Below are 13,590 nucleotides of genomic sequence, written 5' to 3' on the forward strand. Positions count from 1 at the left end.
AAAATTAGAAATACCTAATTTTTGTGTTTTAATAGACAAAAGAAAACCCACCATAGGGGTGGGTTGGATGGAGTTTATTGAGATGATTGGAATTACAAAAAGTGGAAAGTTGATGGTAATTGATAAAAACTCTTCAATTACAGGGCATCAATTTATTGGAGTTATAATTACTGATCCACAAATACTTAATGAGGATTCTTTAAACATTGCTAATCATTTTTACAGCAGAGATCATCAACTACTTGATAAGTTAGTCCTAGAGACTTTACATATAAATCAGAATCACCACCATTTGTTGAATGAGCAACCTTAACTACCTCGAACATATTGCTTTCACCATCTATTTCTATATCAATCCATTCACCAATGCGAGGATGAACTTTAAATTCCCTTGCATATAGTGATTTTGGTTTGTTTCCTGAAATATCAATTACAGACAACTCAAACATAACAATCTCCTCCCGATATGTTTTTAAAGGATCGTGTCGGGTCACGATAGGTAAGTTTATGAAATTAGAAAATATAGTAATTATTGAAAACAGACTTTTCCAAAACTCAACTCAAATTTACTTTGAAAATTTTCCATTTGATGGTGATGAGTTTTATGTGCCAGTTGGTGATTACACTAAGCCAATTGGTTTCCTAAAGTTTAAGCAAATTGCTAAGCCAGGCTGCTTTGAATTATCCGAATTAGTGTCCCTAGATTATCCCAGCCCAAATCCACAATTTTCGTTGTCAGGTGTTTTATACTCTCGCCAGAAAGCGATCGAAGCCCATCAATCAATTTGCGCTTATCAGCAGGCGGTAAATCGGTTGCCATGATTTTTGATTCTAATAAAGTTTTAAATTGGTCTGCTTCGAATTTTATTGTCACCACTCCAAATATTGCAGATAAACCTCCATCATTAGCCATGAAATCTGCACCCTTTTGGGTTAAGCGAGTATACCCAAGTGTGAATGTTGAGTTTTGTATTGCTCCAAAGCCAAGCTGAAGAAATATACTTTTAGGCTCTAATAATTCATGGGATTGTAGATAATATAAATTTGCAAATACCTTCTTCCTAGATTCGTCTTCAAGTTGGTACACTTCATGTGAAAAATCATAAGCTAAAGGGTAGGTTGAAGCCATTTTTTCCATCAACTCCAATTGCAAAACTCTATCAAGCAACATGAATTTCTCCAAACATATGTTATTCTCAATTTATCAATTATCTTGTGATATTGGTGGGCGCAAAGGCTAATGCTGCCAACATTAGTCAAATCCAAGACCTTGCTAACCTTGGATGGAAAGACCGACTTATCATCGGTCTTTTTTTATTATTTAATTTTCTGTCCAAGCTTTCCTTATTTTACCAACTGCACTACTTGTTCATTTGTAAGGACTGGAATAAAGACTTTATCACCAATGTCCTTTGAGAGGATCTTCACTTCTTCGGCTGTTAGCACCAAAGCTTCACCATGTTTCGCAGCATCATTGATGCGAGCAATAATCTGGTTGATTGGTCGTTTTGAATTGTCCATAAGTCTTCCTGTGATTAATGCGAATAAGGATGTTCTTGTCTATGCTGACTTGGCGGCACGATATCTGTAATAGCGGTAATACTTTCAACCTCGTCCATTTCAAAGAAAAATCGCTCACCACCATTCACAGAAAGCAAACTTAAAACCCCACCATTGATGCCGACAAATTCTTTAATTGTGCATCTTCCATCCTTCAAGCACACCTGAACAAACTCATTCGGCACAAGATCTGCATCAGGGTCGCATACAACATACCAGCCATTACGAATTGCTGGAAACATTGAGTCGCCAGTGCCTTTAATGCCATAGGCTCTTGGTCCTGCTGAGTGGGTTGGAACATACCCATCTCCAGCATTGCCTTCATAACCCATATCTGTGAAATAGCCATCCATGCCCATCTTGGAGTAAGCCTTAACAGGAACCCAACGCTTAGATGATGGGATAAACGGTTTTTCGATAATTGTTGAAAATAAAAGAGCTTCATCACTATCACTAATGTTGTATTTCTTTTTGAACTCTTCGATATCCAGTTGTTTAAATTTATCTCTCGTGCTTGATTGAATCTCTCCCGTGCCAGATGCAAGCCATGAAGGATTAACATTCAAAAATTTTGAGGCACGTAATAAATTTTCACCTTCCATTGTTTTGGATTTTCCAGACAGCCAATCACTCACAGAAGGAGGTTTAACTCCTACTGCACGAGCAAGCTCAACACCTTTAATCTTTTTAGGTGGCAAAACTTCCATGGCATACCTAAGTCGTTCAGCAAGAGTATTCATACAACTATCCTCACAATGTTAGGAAATCCTAACATAAATAAAATTAGGTATTCCTATTGATTTAATATAAGGAATGCCTAATAATTAAAGAAAAATTAGGAGCACGTTATGAATGACGCACAACTTATAGACAAGCTAGGTGGTGTCACAGCGGTAGCAAGACTTCTGGGGATTGCTCCGTCATCAGTTAGTGGATGGAAAGCTATCCCCCTTGATAGAAAAATCAGGCTAGCAGTTATTGCTGAAGATCTTGGTTTAACAACGCGAAAAGAGCTTTTCCCTGATAACTATCAAGATATTTGGATTGAACTTCGTCCCCAGACGACAAAAAGCAAAAACCTTGGATCATTAACCGCTTAGGAACTAAACCATGAGCAAAGTATTAAATGAATTGCCTGCAAGCGCTAGCAATAACGAATCGCTCATATTGCAAGCACTTAACGCTAGCAATCAAAGACAAGTAGCAGAGAAGATAAATGTCGATGCGAGCATCCTTTCAAGGATGAAAACAGAAAAGAAATCAAATGGTTGGACCGAGATTGAGTTTATTAGCTTTTTGTTGACAGCCATTGGTTTGAAGGTTGTGCAAGAGAGTGATGTGTATTGCTCACCTGAAATTGCAGAAGCAACGCGAGTTTATTTAGCACATGCATTCACTTCACCTGAATACATGCGGATTTTATTCAAATAAAAAACCACTACCTGCGCGAACAGGAGTGGTCAGTTATTCAATCTCTGCTAGAGGAATCGAATATGCAAAATAATTTATCAGAACAGCCAACCGAACTCAACTCGCAAGATTTTTTAGTAGGCGATGTGGTTGTGCTTACACCGCAAGGCTCCAAAGATTACCTGCTTGAAATCATTGACTACAAGTACACGAATGATTTGTTCCGAGTAAAGGTTATCTCCTCTGGTGCTTGTGGACCAATCCATAAAAGCCAGATTCGCCACGCAACAGTTGCTGAACTTAACGCCAAATGCCGGCTAACAAGCGCTGAGCAAGCATTAGCGGAGGTGTCATGAACAGCTTTACACACCAAATCAAAGATTCTCGCCAGCAAAGTGAAATCCAATCTTTCTATGAGCCTGCATTGCGAGTACTTGGCCACCTATTTGAGGTGAAAAAGCAAAATTTACGCAACAAGGGGTATGACGAAAATAATGCGGCGGTAACCAAGGTTGAATTTTCAGAGGCTATGGCTCGTCAATTTCGCATAACGCAGTGGTTAGCACAACAGATTGTAACCAGCTTAACCAAAGCGTGTTTGGTTGATTCTTTTGGAGGCTATGTTAAGCCAAAGGATGGTGAAAAGTGAGATATGCAGTAAGAAGAAAACAAGATATTTCCGTTTCCACCACACCGCTAGAGGTGGTAATTCCACTGGAGCAACCAGTAAAGATCTATTCGGCTAAAGAATTAGCAGCTATGCCACTTTCAGTTATGAATGCCGCAATTGAGGCTCAGGAAAGATTTTATCAACTTGAAGAATTAACCCATATGGGGGGGCAGGCTATAGCAGTTCGCCGTCTCATGGAGGATGGGCACAAACTAATTCAGGTGAAAGAAAAGTCTCGTATTCGCTACAAAATCAACAACGAATTTATTCCTCCAAGAATTATTCGTCAGTTGGAAATGCGTGGCCTTGTCAAATTGGAGACAAAATCACATGAGTAATTTTGTACCAAATTCATTTCAAGTACCTAATGCATTTGTTGATGAGGTTTTAAATAAAATCTCTGATGCTGCATGCAAAATTTACTTGGTTATTTGCCGTAAAACTCGCGGTTGGAATAAGGAGATGGATTCCATCTCTTTATCTCAATTTGAAGAGATTACAGGGAAGAGTAGACCGACTGTTGTTAAGTGCCTTAATGAGCTTATCAAGGTCGGTTTAGTCGTGGAACAACCAAGCACAATTCATGGAAATACATTCAAATTAGGTAACGATACTAGCGTTGGTTTAGTGCTTAAATTCCCTAGTAAAAAATTTTTACTACCTGAAATTTATGGACAGACTAGTAAAAATTCTTTACCACTGCTAGTTAAAAATTTTAACTACACTAGTAAAAATTTTTTACCGCTACTAGTAAAAATTTTTAACACACAAAGTATCACTATCAAAAACAACTCTCAAAGTAATAAAAAAATAAATAAAAAAAGAGAGTCTGTTTCTGAAAAACCTAAAACAGAAAAACCAAATGAATTTAATCCACGTTCAGTTGAACTGCCAGCATGTGTAGATCCAGAGCTGTGGAACAATTTTGTTGATATGCGTATCAGCATCAAAAAACCACTTTCTGAAAACGCAGTAAAGCTAATCCTTAAAAAACTTATCTCGTTTGGACCTTTGGCTAACCAATCACTGGAAAACTCAATTATCGGAAATTATCAGGGTGTATTTGAACCTCGCCAAAATCAAATTCAGGAAAACCCACAATCTCATAACGTTCCTGAAGAACCGGGTTATTTCACTCAGATGTACGCTGAGAGCAACCGTTCAAACGTGATTGATGTTACCCCTGACCAGCAATATATCGGAGGCTATTAATCATGAATGAATTAGCACCATTTGAAAGTTTTTTAAAAGAACTAATTGCGGCTTACAGAACTAAATACGCTGTTCAGTTCAATAAGAATTTTCCAGTAGAGGGGAAAAATGCCGTTCCAATGCAAATCATTGAACAGCAGCTTGCTAAAGCATTGGTTGGGGTTACACCTAACCAACTTCAAAGAGGCTTAGCGCTATTTTACGCAAGTACAAATACATACATGCCTAACTTCGCTGAATTCCGTGCTATGTGCATGGGTGATGATTGGTGGAGCGCTGAGAAGGCTTGGGTTAAGGCTTGTGAATACACCCAAATCACTCAGCACAAGAAAGTGAGATTGCCTGATGGGCGTGAGCAAAACCAAGAAATTACTACATTAGCCAAATTTGTACTTGATCAAGTTTATTCGCTTATTCAAGACGGCGAAATGTACAAAGCCAAAATGGAATTTATCAAGGTATATGACGAGTACAAAGCGGAAGCTCAGTTAAAAGGAAAAGTTCAAGCTTGGTACCAAGAACCAATTTTATTAGCTCAGAAAAATGAGCAAAAAGTGCATATACCAGTTTCAAATGACGAAGCACAAAAGCATCTCAAATCATTGATGGAACGTTTAAAAATCAATGGTCGTAAACCTGCACCAGTACAAAAGCTTAAGGCTAAGGAAAAAGAGCCAGAACTCAAACAAGAGCTAGGTCCAGATCCTTTTGACAATCCGCACGAATACGCAGAGATGTGCCATCGTGAAGGTATGCCAATTCCTAGAAATATTCTTCAGCTAATTGATGGGGCGAATATATGAATAAATTCGAGATTTTAGCGTGGGGTTTACTCATTTCATTTTTTACATCAGCTATTAGCGGTGCAGTGGTTTTGTGGCGGTTGGCGCGTAAAGAACATTAAGAAAGGAATTCACCAATGAAACTAACTAAACAGCAACGTGCTGAGCTAAAACAAAAGTTTGGTGGACATTGCGCTTACTGTGGTGATTTGCTTGGCGATAAGTGGCATGCAGACCATATCGAAGCAGTGAAGCGAGATTTAATTCATGTTGGTGGCGGTAAGTTAATTACGGGTGAAATGACTAGACCGCAAAACGACACTTTAGAAAACATGAACCCTGCATGTGTTCCTTGCAATACAAACAAATCGTCTATGCCGCTGGAAGGGTGGCGAAAAATGCTTACACATTACCGTGATGTGCAGTTACTACGCGATAGCACACATGCTCGTCATTTACTTCGATTTGGACTGATTGAAATTAAATCCGAGCCTGTAAAGTTCTTCTTTGAGACCTACGCTAATTGCAAAGTGGAGGATGTGTGATGGAAGAGTTTGAGCAGTGGTACTTAGATACATATTACAAGCCTTATGGTTTTGTTCCGCCCGCTAATCTATTTGAACGCTATGAAGATACGTACATTAGAGAAAATGTTTATCAACACAACCTTGTATGGCAGCACCTGCAAGCGAAAGTAGTGGAATTGCAAAAGCGTTTAGATGGGGCATTAAAGGAGACTCAATATGCTTTGCAGTATGTTGAAGGGGACATGCGCGGCAATCATGAATTTCTACAAATGGCAATGATTCGAACCTTTAAAGCTTTAGAGCAAGTGCTCAATGGTGGTGAGCCTAAATGACATCAATGAGCCTTGCTGATTACCGCCTTACATGCCCGAAAGTTCAAAAGAAAAAGGGTCGAAACAAGTTTAATGCTTCGAAAATTAAATTGGATGGAATGACTTTTGACAGTACTAAAGAATACAAACGGTATATCGAGCTAAAGGCTCTACAACAACGAGGTGAAATTAAAGAATTGCAGCATCACACAAAATTTGAATTGGCACCGAAGACAAAATTAGAAGGGGAGAAACGAGCTAAACCAGCACTTAGATATTTTGCCGATTTCACTTATTTCACGACAGCAGGTGAATACGTTGTTGAAGATGTGAAGTCTATAGCTACACGCAAGCTACCGAGTTACCGAAATAAAAAACACCTGATGAAAACAGTTCACAATATTGATGTGAGGGAAGTTTAAACATGAATGCAAAAGTTAATAACAAGACAATGGACTGGTCTAAACGTTCTGCTCATCAATGGTTGGAACAATATGGTCTATGGGTAAGATCAACAAAATCTAAAGTTTCTGCTAATCCTCTAGCATGTTTAATTGACCAAAATGACACAACTAGAATTAGATCAAGTAAGGTCTCTATGCCATGCGAAATTGAAGATTATGAGGCAGTTGAAGTAAGCAAACTCTTGGCTAAAATGCATAACGATAATAGGGAATTTCTACAAGAAAGAGCTTGGTTTTTAATACTTTATTATGAAAATAATTGGTCGTATTTAACAATTGCCAATGTACATAGATGTAGTAAAGCAAAAGTACGTGCTGAGATTGATAAAGGTTTGGCTTATTTGGATGGTAAAATAGAGGTATTGCAATCTTGACAGTGCAGCACACTTGGTTTAGATTTGTGATATGGTGGGACGAAGTTATAAGCGTTGCACCAAATTGTTTTAAAAGCTCGCCAAATGGTGAGCTTTTTTGTTCCATGAATTTTAATATAATAAGTTTTTTATAAATCCGAATTAAATAAAATGTCAGAAACTAATCCTTCTAAAAGTGAGAAAACAAAGCTTATTTTTATAATATCTTGTTTCATTGTATTAACGGGGGTAGCTTACAGAATTCTTTATTTAGGACAAATACAGGGATCAGAATTCGTTATATTAGTTATCGCCTCTATGTTCATTTGTTTGACAGGTTATTTTTTAAAAGAAATTCAGGAATTCTCCATTGGAGGCAATCTTTTTAAATTAAGAGATATCGGGAACAAGTCAGAAAAGTTACTTCATGATATGCAAATTGAATATTATAAAATGCGTATCGATATGGCTTTTACACCTACTGGATTTTTCGGTGGAGTTGGAAATTCAATTTTTCAAAGTAAAATTGAATTCTACAATGTTATTAGAGAAATTAAAGATGTGGGGCTGTTGAAAAACCCTACCTTAAGACAAAAGATTGAAATACAACTTAGAAAATCCCTTCAACAACAACTTGAGAATGTTCACTTAATAGGAAATGTGCTTAATGAAAATCCTTTAAATGGCAAAGTTGATCCTTTAGAAATTAGAGGGTTAATCTCAGAAGAAATTATAAGAAAAAATATAAAAGACAATGATTTGTATAGAGATGAAACAACTGCTAAAAATACAATTTTAATGAGAATTGAAATTTATGAGAACTTATTAAAAGCTTGTAATTGGCTTGAAGAGTAATTTTTTAACCTCCTTCGACCGGTTCTCTTTTGTGCTATAGTCCAGACTAATTAAAAACTGGTAAGTAAAATGAATATCTGTGTTGGTGGTGAACTTGATGGGCAAAAGATAGAAAAAGAAGGTAGATTGCTTAAAGCTTCTGATATCGACCTATCTTTTAAAACTGAGTACTACAAGCAAGTTTTTAACCGCGACAACATCAATTATCATTTTTGGCTTCCAATAGGATCCAACTTGCACGAAATGTCTGAGCGAGTTTTGGATATTTTGAGAGCACCTAAAAAATAAGCATAAAGTATATTGTAAATACATATTCTAATTTGTATGATGTATCACAAATACTGCGCTGAAAGTTTTTGTTTTTGTGACCCGTTTCTTTTTTAGAAGCGGGTTTTTTGATTTTAAAACCCCACTCGCTTAGGACGCTTTGCGAGTTTTCTTGCCGGACGGATTACGGCGCAAATGGCCCCGCTACATACTAGTTATTGGCGGGGCTTTTTATTTTATTAATTTGATGATTTAGTTCTCGATAGTAAATAATTTACTATTGAGAACTAAGTATTTGAAAAATAAAATAAATTTTATAATTAACCTATGAATTAGTATAATAAATAAACATTAACTAATTTAATTGGTGAAAATATGCCATTCGAAAGAAAGACAGGGTATAAATTGAAGTTTATCAATGAAAATGACTTTGAAATTATCTGCCTAGACTGTAACGACACCAATACTGTGAGACAACAACTTAAAGATGCTGGATTTGTTACAGATATTAATTCAGTAGATGAAAAGGATGAATACCATCTTCAAAAGATTATTGGAGTAACAAGTAGCAAGGAAGACTTGATTGCATTACTAGATAATTGGTTTGATTTGTTAAACAGTATGGAGGTTACAGCCTACAAAGATTTTGATTAAAAAATGATAGTAATAAAAACCACTTTTGCAGTGGTTTTTTTATGGGTGAAATATGGATGATAAAGAATACTTCTGGCTTACAAGAAAAAAAGAACCTAAAACAAAACCCAAAAGTAGACCATTGCCTAAAGCTACTCAAAAGTACTTAGAAGCTGAAGAAGAATTTACACATGCTTTAGATAATCTGGAAATTAAATACGAAAAGAAATTCCAGTTTAAATCAACAAAGCATTGGCGTTTTGATTTTCATTTAATTGAACATCGTATTTTAGTTGAAATTGCTGGCGGTCCTTGGTCTGGTGGTCGAAAGGGTAAGCTGGCAACAAAGGCGTGGAGTATGGACCGTTACGATGTTGCTGAATCAATGGGATATACCGTTGTTCGGTTAGAGGCAGTACCAAGATTTAAGATTAATGAATCTGGTCCATTGCAGATCCAAGCTCATTTCGCTAGCCAATGGCTTAAAAATTTAAAGAGGCAAATATTTAATGGATCAGATCAGACCATTTCCTCCAACTGATTTTATAGACCAAGCAGATGAAGAGGAAGCGATACGCATAGTACCTGCGCCTGATTTAAAAAACTGGGTAGTTGCTAATTACTTAACTATTGGTGGACCTCTTTATAACCCCGATCATGATCACATAGCTGAGCTGCTTCACGATAATGAAGAATTTTTAGCATTCGCGTGGGCCTCTTCTGCATATAAAAGCAAGCAAGCTATGGTGTTGGGCCAGTGCGAAAAAGTCATGTTCAATGTTGGTGGATGGCGTAAAGCTCGACAAGAGCAACAGATGCGAGACTGGTTCGGCTTTGTGCCAACATACTTAATAACTGTCGACGCTTCTTTCTGTGAGCGTGCAAACGATACAGAGTTCTGTTACTTACTTGAACATGAGCTTTACCACATTGGAGTGATGAGAGACGAGGACGGAGAAATTGTTTATAGCGATAGTTCTGGTCTTCCTAAGCACTATCTTGCAGGTCATGACGTTGAAGAGTTTATTGGCGTAGTTAAACGTTATGGACCAAGCAAAAATGTTAAGCGACTTATTGAAGTCGCAAAAAATCCGCCGTTTGTTTCGAATCTTGATATTTCAAAATGCTGCGGAAACTGTGTAATCAATTGAGCCTAATGGCTCTTTTTTTTGCCCATTTTGTTATACGTAGTTATACGATGAGGAAGTTATGGCGACACTAAAAGAGCCTGTGAAAATCTTTATAGTTCAGTCTCTTGCTTGTCGTGATACACCTCAAGAAGTGGCTGAACTCGTAAAACAAGAGTTTGGCGTTGATATAGATCGTGTTCAAGTTGCAACTTATGACCCTACAAAAGTTGCTGGTAAGAACTTAAGCAAAAAGTATGTCGAACTATTTGAAAAAACCAGAGATGAGTTTGATAAAGGCTTAATTGATATTCCTATTGCTAACAAGTATTACCGACTGAAGCAATACCAAAGACAGCTTGAGAAGACTAGAAACGTCAAAACAGCCTTAAAAATTCTTGAACAAGCCGCTAAAGATATTGGTGGTCAATTTACTAATCGCCAAGAAATTACAGGCAAAGACGGCGGACCAGTCCAAACAGTTAATTCAGAAATTCCAGTTCCAATGGAAGATTACTTAAAAGCGCGGAGGGAAGTCTTAGATGAGTACTGATGCGGCTCGGGATAAAGCCATCCGAATCGAGGCGCAAGAAGATTTATATTTCTTCACAAGGTACATGTTTAAGGAGCGCCGTGGTTATAAATGGATGCAGAACTGGCACCACTTAGAAATCTGTGAAGCTTTGATGAAAGTTTATCGCGGAGAGATAAAGCGGTTAATTATTAACGTTCCACCACGATATTCTAAAACTGAAATTGCTGTAATTAATTTTATGGCTTGGTGTTTTGGAAAGAAGCCTGACTGTGAGTTTATTCATATCAGTTACTCGGCAATGCTTGCCGCAAATAACGCCTTCCAGATTCGAACACTCGTACAAGAGGAGGCGTATAAAAAGGTCTTTCCTGATCTTACATTGCGTGATGATAGTAAGGCTAAAGACTTCTGGAGAACTTCTCAAGGCGGTGTCTGCTATGCGACTGGTACAGGCGGTACGATTACTGGTTTTGGCGCAGGTAAACTTCGTGATGGGTTTGGTGGATGCATCATTATCGATGACCCACACAAAGCGCATGAAGCTTCTTCTAAAACAATTCGAGAAGGGGTAATTGATTGGTTTCAGAACACACTCGAATCGCGTACTAACTCGCCAGATACGCCGATCATTGTGATTATGCAGCGACTTCATGAAGATGATTTAGCTGGATGGTTGCTAGGTGATAGAAAAGACGGCGTTCCTGTAGCTGGTGGTAACGGTGAAGTGTGGGAGCATCTATGTCTTTCAGCTATTCAGGAAGACGGATCCGCACTGTGGCCAGCAAAACACAATATCCAAAAATTGAGGCTAATGGAGCAAGCAGCACCATATGTATTTGCCGGGCAGTACCGACAAATGCCATCACCGCCAGCAGGCGGTTTTTTTAAGCCCGACAATATTCAAATTGTTGATGCTTTGCCTGCGGATGTATTGAAACAAGTTAGGGCTTGGGATTTTGGGGCTACCGAAAATGAGGGCGACTTTACAGTAGGTGTGCGAGAAGCTCTAGGCGCAGATGGTTTTACTTACATTGTCGATGTAACTAGAGGACAGCTTGGACCTGACAATGTGAATAAGCGCTTAGAACAAACAGCAAAAATAGATGGGAAAAAAGTTTCTGTGCGTCTACCACAAGATCCCGGTCAAGCTGGTAAATCGCAAGCTAGTTCATTTGTGAAGCTTCTTGCGGGTTATAGCGTGATAGCTAAGCCAATTTCAGGTGACAAGCTTACACGGGCACAACCATTTGCGGCCCAAGTTAACGTGGGAAATGTACGAATGCTCAAAGGTGAATGGAATAAGGATTTTATTGATGAGCTTCGTCATTTTCCTAACGGTACACATGACGACCAAGTGGATGCAGCTTCAGATGCGTTTAATGAATTACATGAAGGATTTGAAACCTTCTTCGCTGATATGGGATTTGCTCGATGAGTGATGTAACTTTTCAACATGCTGAATATGTTAAGAACTTGCCATACTGGCAAAAACTTGATGATGTTTGTGAAGGTGAAGATGCAGTTAAGGCTAAAGGTGAAAAATATTTGCCGATGCCAAATGCACATGATAAATCACCTGCAAATAAAAGCGCTTATGAGGCTTATCTTACCCGTGCAGTCTTTTATGAAGTAACAGGGACTACATCAAATAGTTTAGTTGGTGCAGCTTTTGCAACCGATCCAAGTTTTAAATTTCCTCCGGAACTTGCTCATTTAGAACGTAATGCAAATGGTGCTGGTTTAAGTACTTATCAATTGGCTCAAAATGGAATTCGCCATTTATTGAAGCATTATCGTTGTGCTTTATATGTAGATTATCCCGATGTGCCACCAGCTCGTAATCTAGCGGAATTTAAAGCGCAAAAAGCCTATCCAATGATTCATTTATTGAATGCCATAGATGTAGTGAATTGGGATTCAGTAATGGTCGATAACCAGAAAAAACTTTGTCTCGTAGTTATCCGTGAATTTAGGTCTGAGCGCGGTGCTGATGGATTTAGTAAAACCGAACAAGAGCAATATCGTGTACTTCGTTTAGAGCAAGAGGGTAATGGGGAATATATTTATTCCGTTCAGGTGTATACAAAGGGTGAAAAGGGTAACTGGGTTGGCGGAGATAAGAAGTTTCCAACAGATTACAACGGGAATTTCTGGACTTATATACCTTTTACATTTGTAGGTGCAATTGATAATTCAGAAGAGATTAAAAAGCCTCCATTACTTCCTTTGGCTAATCTCAATTTAGCCCATTACAGAGACAGTGCGGACTTTCAAGAGTCCGTTTTTTATATGGGGCAACCTCAATACTTTGCAAAGGGTGTTACATGGGAATGGTACGACCAAGCCAAAAAACGTGGCATATACATTGGTGCGAAAGTACTTTTGCCTTTACCTGAAAATGGTGGATTAGGAATTGTTCAAGCCGACCCTAATACTCTTGCCCGGGAAGCGATGAAAGATAAGTGGGAAAAAATGAAGGAGATGGGGGCACGTTTAATCGAGAAGGGTTCTGGAAGCAAAAAGACTGCTACAGAGGCAAATAGTGATGACGCCGTTCAACATTCCGTTCTTTCGCTTTGTGTAGTCAATATGAATGAAGCCTTGTCAGCAGCATTACGATGGGCTGCTAAGTTTGTAACGCCTAATGTGGATGTTCTAACTAAAGATGATTTGATGTTCGAAATCAGTCAGGAATTTAATAAACAAGGGTATCAAGCTGAACTAGCTCGACAATTATATGAGGCAGCTTTACAAGGCCGTTCTTCATTTAAATCTTGGTGGGAATACAACCAAACAGGTATGTTCCCTAAACAAAAATATGAAGAAGAGCTTCAGAATGTTGAAGCAGAGCAAGATGGGACTTTAAATCAAAAGGTAGAGTGAG

24 protein-coding genes are annotated in these 13,590 nt (G+C 38.2%); 20 read left to right on the forward strand and 4 right to left on the reverse strand.

Going from position 1 to position 13,590, the window contains the following annotated elements:
- Positions 1-209 precede the first annotated feature (209 nt).
- The 4 genes from EGS71_RS18555 to EGS71_RS18565 form a co-directional block, all read right to left on the reverse strand.
- Positions 210-449 (reverse strand): hypothetical protein, encoded by a 240-nt coding sequence (locus tag EGS71_RS18555; RefSeq protein ID WP_000462483.1) that lies wholly within the window; start codon positions 447-449, stop codon positions 210-212.
- Between the two features lie 212 nt (positions 450-661).
- Positions 662-1,171, reverse strand: a complete 510-nt coding sequence (locus EGS71_RS22490) for a hypothetical protein (RefSeq protein WP_000923285.1) — start codon at positions 1,169-1,171, stop codon at positions 662-664.
- A gap of 173 nt (positions 1,172-1,344) precedes the next feature.
- Positions 1,345-1,521: a hypothetical protein gene (locus EGS71_RS22495; RefSeq protein WP_000370480.1), complete on the reverse strand. Its 177-nt coding sequence runs from the start codon at positions 1,519-1,521 to the stop codon at positions 1,345-1,347.
- Between the two features lie 14 nt (positions 1,522-1,535).
- A complete protein-coding gene (locus EGS71_RS18565) occupies positions 1,536-2,300 on the reverse strand; it encodes a LexA family transcriptional regulator (RefSeq protein WP_001093658.1) in 765 nt (254 codons plus the stop codon).
- A 108-nt stretch (positions 2,301-2,408) separates the two neighbouring features.
- On the opposite strand from EGS71_RS18565, the gene EGS71_RS18570 reads away from it, so the two are divergent.
- The 20 genes from EGS71_RS18570 (at position 2,409) to EGS71_RS18665 (ending at position 13,589) form a co-directional block, all read left to right on the forward strand.
- Positions 2,409-2,660, forward strand: a complete 252-nt coding sequence (locus tag EGS71_RS18570) for a Cro/CI family transcriptional regulator (protein ID WP_000996060.1) — start codon at positions 2,409-2,411, stop codon at positions 2,658-2,660.
- A 10-nt stretch (positions 2,661-2,670) separates the two neighbouring features.
- Entirely contained in the window at positions 2,671-2,991 is a 321-nt protein-coding gene (locus tag EGS71_RS18575; protein WP_000048912.1) for a hypothetical protein, read from the forward strand.
- A gap of 62 nt (positions 2,992-3,053) precedes the next feature.
- Complete coding sequence (locus tag EGS71_RS18580) at positions 3,054-3,326, forward strand: hypothetical protein (RefSeq protein WP_002011308.1); 273 nt, start codon at positions 3,054-3,056, stop codon at positions 3,324-3,326.
- On the forward strand, positions 3,323-3,619 hold the full coding sequence (locus EGS71_RS18585; protein WP_001084132.1) for a hypothetical protein: 297 nt from the start codon (positions 3,323-3,325) through the stop codon (positions 3,617-3,619). Before EGS71_RS18580 ends, EGS71_RS18585 begins: the two co-directional genes overlap by 4 nt.
- Positions 3,616-3,978 (forward strand): hypothetical protein, encoded by a 363-nt coding sequence (locus tag EGS71_RS18590; protein WP_001268067.1) that lies wholly within the window; start codon positions 3,616-3,618, stop codon positions 3,976-3,978. The genes EGS71_RS18585 and EGS71_RS18590 overlap by 4 nt, the downstream gene beginning before the upstream one ends.
- Complete coding sequence (locus tag EGS71_RS18595) at positions 3,971-4,852, forward strand: replication protein (RefSeq protein WP_000064615.1); 882 nt, start codon at positions 3,971-3,973, stop codon at positions 4,850-4,852. The genes EGS71_RS18590 and EGS71_RS18595 overlap by 8 nt, the downstream gene beginning before the upstream one ends.
- A gap of 2 nt (positions 4,853-4,854) precedes the next feature.
- On the forward strand, positions 4,855-5,655 hold the full coding sequence (locus EGS71_RS18600) for a hypothetical protein (protein WP_001003665.1): 801 nt from the start codon (positions 4,855-4,857) through the stop codon (positions 5,653-5,655).
- Positions 5,652-5,756 carry a putative phage replication protein gene (locus EGS71_RS18605; RefSeq protein WP_001031751.1) on the forward strand — a complete coding sequence of 35 codons (105 nt, stop codon included), beginning with the start codon at positions 5,652-5,654 and terminating at the stop codon, positions 5,754-5,756. Before EGS71_RS18600 ends, EGS71_RS18605 begins: the two co-directional genes overlap by 4 nt.
- A gap of 15 nt (positions 5,757-5,771) precedes the next feature.
- Positions 5,772-6,179 (forward strand): HNH endonuclease, encoded by a 408-nt coding sequence (locus tag EGS71_RS18610; protein ID WP_000778991.1) that lies wholly within the window; start codon positions 5,772-5,774, stop codon positions 6,177-6,179.
- Positions 6,180-6,274: 95 nt separating this feature from the next.
- Positions 6,275-6,493, forward strand: a complete 219-nt coding sequence (locus EGS71_RS18615; RefSeq protein ID WP_029749821.1) for a hypothetical protein — start codon at positions 6,275-6,277, stop codon at positions 6,491-6,493.
- On the forward strand, positions 6,490-6,894 hold the full coding sequence (locus EGS71_RS18620; RefSeq protein WP_000203142.1) for a DUF1064 domain-containing protein: 405 nt from the start codon (positions 6,490-6,492) through the stop codon (positions 6,892-6,894). Before EGS71_RS18615 ends, EGS71_RS18620 begins: the two co-directional genes overlap by 4 nt.
- A 2-nt stretch (positions 6,895-6,896) precedes the next feature.
- Entirely contained in the window at positions 6,897-7,310 is a 414-nt protein-coding gene (locus EGS71_RS18625; protein ID WP_000992314.1) for an antiterminator Q family protein, read from the forward strand.
- A 150-nt stretch (positions 7,311-7,460) separates the two neighbouring features.
- Positions 7,461-8,144, forward strand: coding sequence for a hypothetical protein (locus EGS71_RS18630; protein ID WP_000005274.1), 684 nt, complete (start codon positions 7,461-7,463; stop codon positions 8,142-8,144).
- Positions 8,145-8,213: 69 nt separating this feature from the next.
- Positions 8,214-8,432, forward strand: coding sequence for a hypothetical protein (locus tag EGS71_RS18635; RefSeq protein WP_001017697.1), 219 nt, complete (start codon positions 8,214-8,216; stop codon positions 8,430-8,432).
- Positions 8,433-8,786: 354 nt separating this feature from the next.
- Complete coding sequence (locus EGS71_RS18640; RefSeq protein WP_001115721.1) at positions 8,787-9,065, forward strand: hypothetical protein; 279 nt, start codon at positions 8,787-8,789, stop codon at positions 9,063-9,065.
- 52 nt (positions 9,066-9,117) lie between these two features.
- Positions 9,118-9,585 carry a hypothetical protein gene (locus EGS71_RS18645; protein ID WP_000341077.1) on the forward strand — a complete coding sequence of 156 codons (468 nt, stop codon included), beginning with the start codon at positions 9,118-9,120 and terminating at the stop codon, positions 9,583-9,585.
- Positions 9,554-10,195: a putative metallopeptidase gene (locus tag EGS71_RS18650; protein ID WP_000372119.1), complete on the forward strand. Its 642-nt coding sequence runs from the start codon at positions 9,554-9,556 to the stop codon at positions 10,193-10,195. Before EGS71_RS18645 ends, EGS71_RS18650 begins: the two co-directional genes overlap by 32 nt.
- 58 nt (positions 10,196-10,253) lie before the next feature.
- Positions 10,254-10,724 (forward strand): DUF2280 domain-containing protein, encoded by a 471-nt coding sequence (locus tag EGS71_RS18655; RefSeq protein ID WP_000212566.1) that lies wholly within the window; start codon positions 10,254-10,256, stop codon positions 10,722-10,724.
- Positions 10,714-12,141 carry a phage terminase large subunit gene (gene terL, locus EGS71_RS18660; protein ID WP_000102068.1) on the forward strand — a complete coding sequence of 476 codons (1,428 nt, stop codon included), beginning with the start codon at positions 10,714-10,716 and terminating at the stop codon, positions 12,139-12,141. Before EGS71_RS18655 ends, terL begins: the two co-directional genes overlap by 11 nt.
- Positions 12,138-13,589 (forward strand): DUF4055 domain-containing protein, encoded by a 1,452-nt coding sequence (locus EGS71_RS18665; protein ID WP_001286359.1) that lies wholly within the window; start codon positions 12,138-12,140, stop codon positions 13,587-13,589. Before terL ends, EGS71_RS18665 begins: the two co-directional genes overlap by 4 nt.
- The last annotated feature ends 1 nt before the right edge of the window (position 13,590 follow it).

Origin of the sequence: Acinetobacter sp. FDAARGOS_559, from assembly GCF_003940475.1 — a bacterium.
Taxonomy (GTDB): Bacteria; Pseudomonadota; Gammaproteobacteria; order Pseudomonadales; family Moraxellaceae; genus Acinetobacter; species Acinetobacter baumannii.

Coding starts and splice junctions, on each gene's coding strand:
- EGS71_RS18600 (WP_001003665.1), top strand. CDS start 4,855: ATGAATGAATTAGCACCATTTGAAAGTTTTTTAAAAGAACTAATTGCG.
- EGS71_RS18605 (WP_001031751.1), top strand. CDS start 5,652: ATGAATAAATTCGAGATTTTAGCGTGGGGTTTACTCATTTCATTTTTT.
- EGS71_RS18645 (WP_000341077.1), top strand. CDS start 9,118: ATGGATGATAAAGAATACTTCTGGCTTACAAGAAAAAAAGAACCTAAA.
- EGS71_RS18630 (WP_000005274.1), top strand. CDS start 7,461: ATGTCAGAAACTAATCCTTCTAAAAGTGAGAAAACAAAGCTTATTTTT.
- EGS71_RS18610 (WP_000778991.1), top strand. CDS start 5,772: ATGAAACTAACTAAACAGCAACGTGCTGAGCTAAAACAAAAGTTTGGT.
- EGS71_RS22490 (WP_000923285.1), bottom strand. CDS start 1,171: ATGTTGCTTGATAGAGTTTTGCAATTGGAGTTGATGGAAAAAATGGCT.
- EGS71_RS18565 (WP_001093658.1), bottom strand. CDS start 2,300: ATGAATACTCTTGCTGAACGACTTAGGTATGCCATGGAAGTTTTGCCA.
- EGS71_RS18655 (WP_000212566.1), top strand. CDS start 10,254: ATGGCGACACTAAAAGAGCCTGTGAAAATCTTTATAGTTCAGTCTCTT.
- EGS71_RS22495 (WP_000370480.1), bottom strand. CDS start 1,521: ATGGACAATTCAAAACGACCAATCAACCAGATTATTGCTCGCATCAAT.
- EGS71_RS18625 (WP_000992314.1), top strand. CDS start 6,897: ATGAATGCAAAAGTTAATAACAAGACAATGGACTGGTCTAAACGTTCT.
- EGS71_RS18640 (WP_001115721.1), top strand. CDS start 8,787: ATGCCATTCGAAAGAAAGACAGGGTATAAATTGAAGTTTATCAATGAA.
- EGS71_RS18570 (WP_000996060.1), top strand. CDS start 2,409: ATGAATGACGCACAACTTATAGACAAGCTAGGTGGTGTCACAGCGGTA.
- EGS71_RS18580 (WP_002011308.1), top strand. CDS start 3,054: ATGCAAAATAATTTATCAGAACAGCCAACCGAACTCAACTCGCAAGAT.
- EGS71_RS18595 (WP_000064615.1), top strand. CDS start 3,971: ATGAGTAATTTTGTACCAAATTCATTTCAAGTACCTAATGCATTTGTT.
- EGS71_RS18635 (WP_001017697.1), top strand. CDS start 8,214: ATGAATATCTGTGTTGGTGGTGAACTTGATGGGCAAAAGATAGAAAAA.
- EGS71_RS18575 (WP_000048912.1), top strand. CDS start 2,671: ATGAGCAAAGTATTAAATGAATTGCCTGCAAGCGCTAGCAATAACGAA.
- EGS71_RS18650 (WP_000372119.1), top strand. CDS start 9,554: ATGGATCAGATCAGACCATTTCCTCCAACTGATTTTATAGACCAAGCA.
- EGS71_RS18665 (WP_001286359.1), top strand. CDS start 12,138: ATGAGTGATGTAACTTTTCAACATGCTGAATATGTTAAGAACTTGCCA.
- terL (WP_000102068.1), top strand. CDS start 10,714: ATGAGTACTGATGCGGCTCGGGATAAAGCCATCCGAATCGAGGCGCAA.
- EGS71_RS18555 (WP_000462483.1), bottom strand. CDS start 449: ATGTTTGAGTTGTCTGTAATTGATATTTCAGGAAACAAACCAAAATCA.
- EGS71_RS18585 (WP_001084132.1), top strand. CDS start 3,323: ATGAACAGCTTTACACACCAAATCAAAGATTCTCGCCAGCAAAGTGAA.
- EGS71_RS18620 (WP_000203142.1), top strand. CDS start 6,490: ATGACATCAATGAGCCTTGCTGATTACCGCCTTACATGCCCGAAAGTT.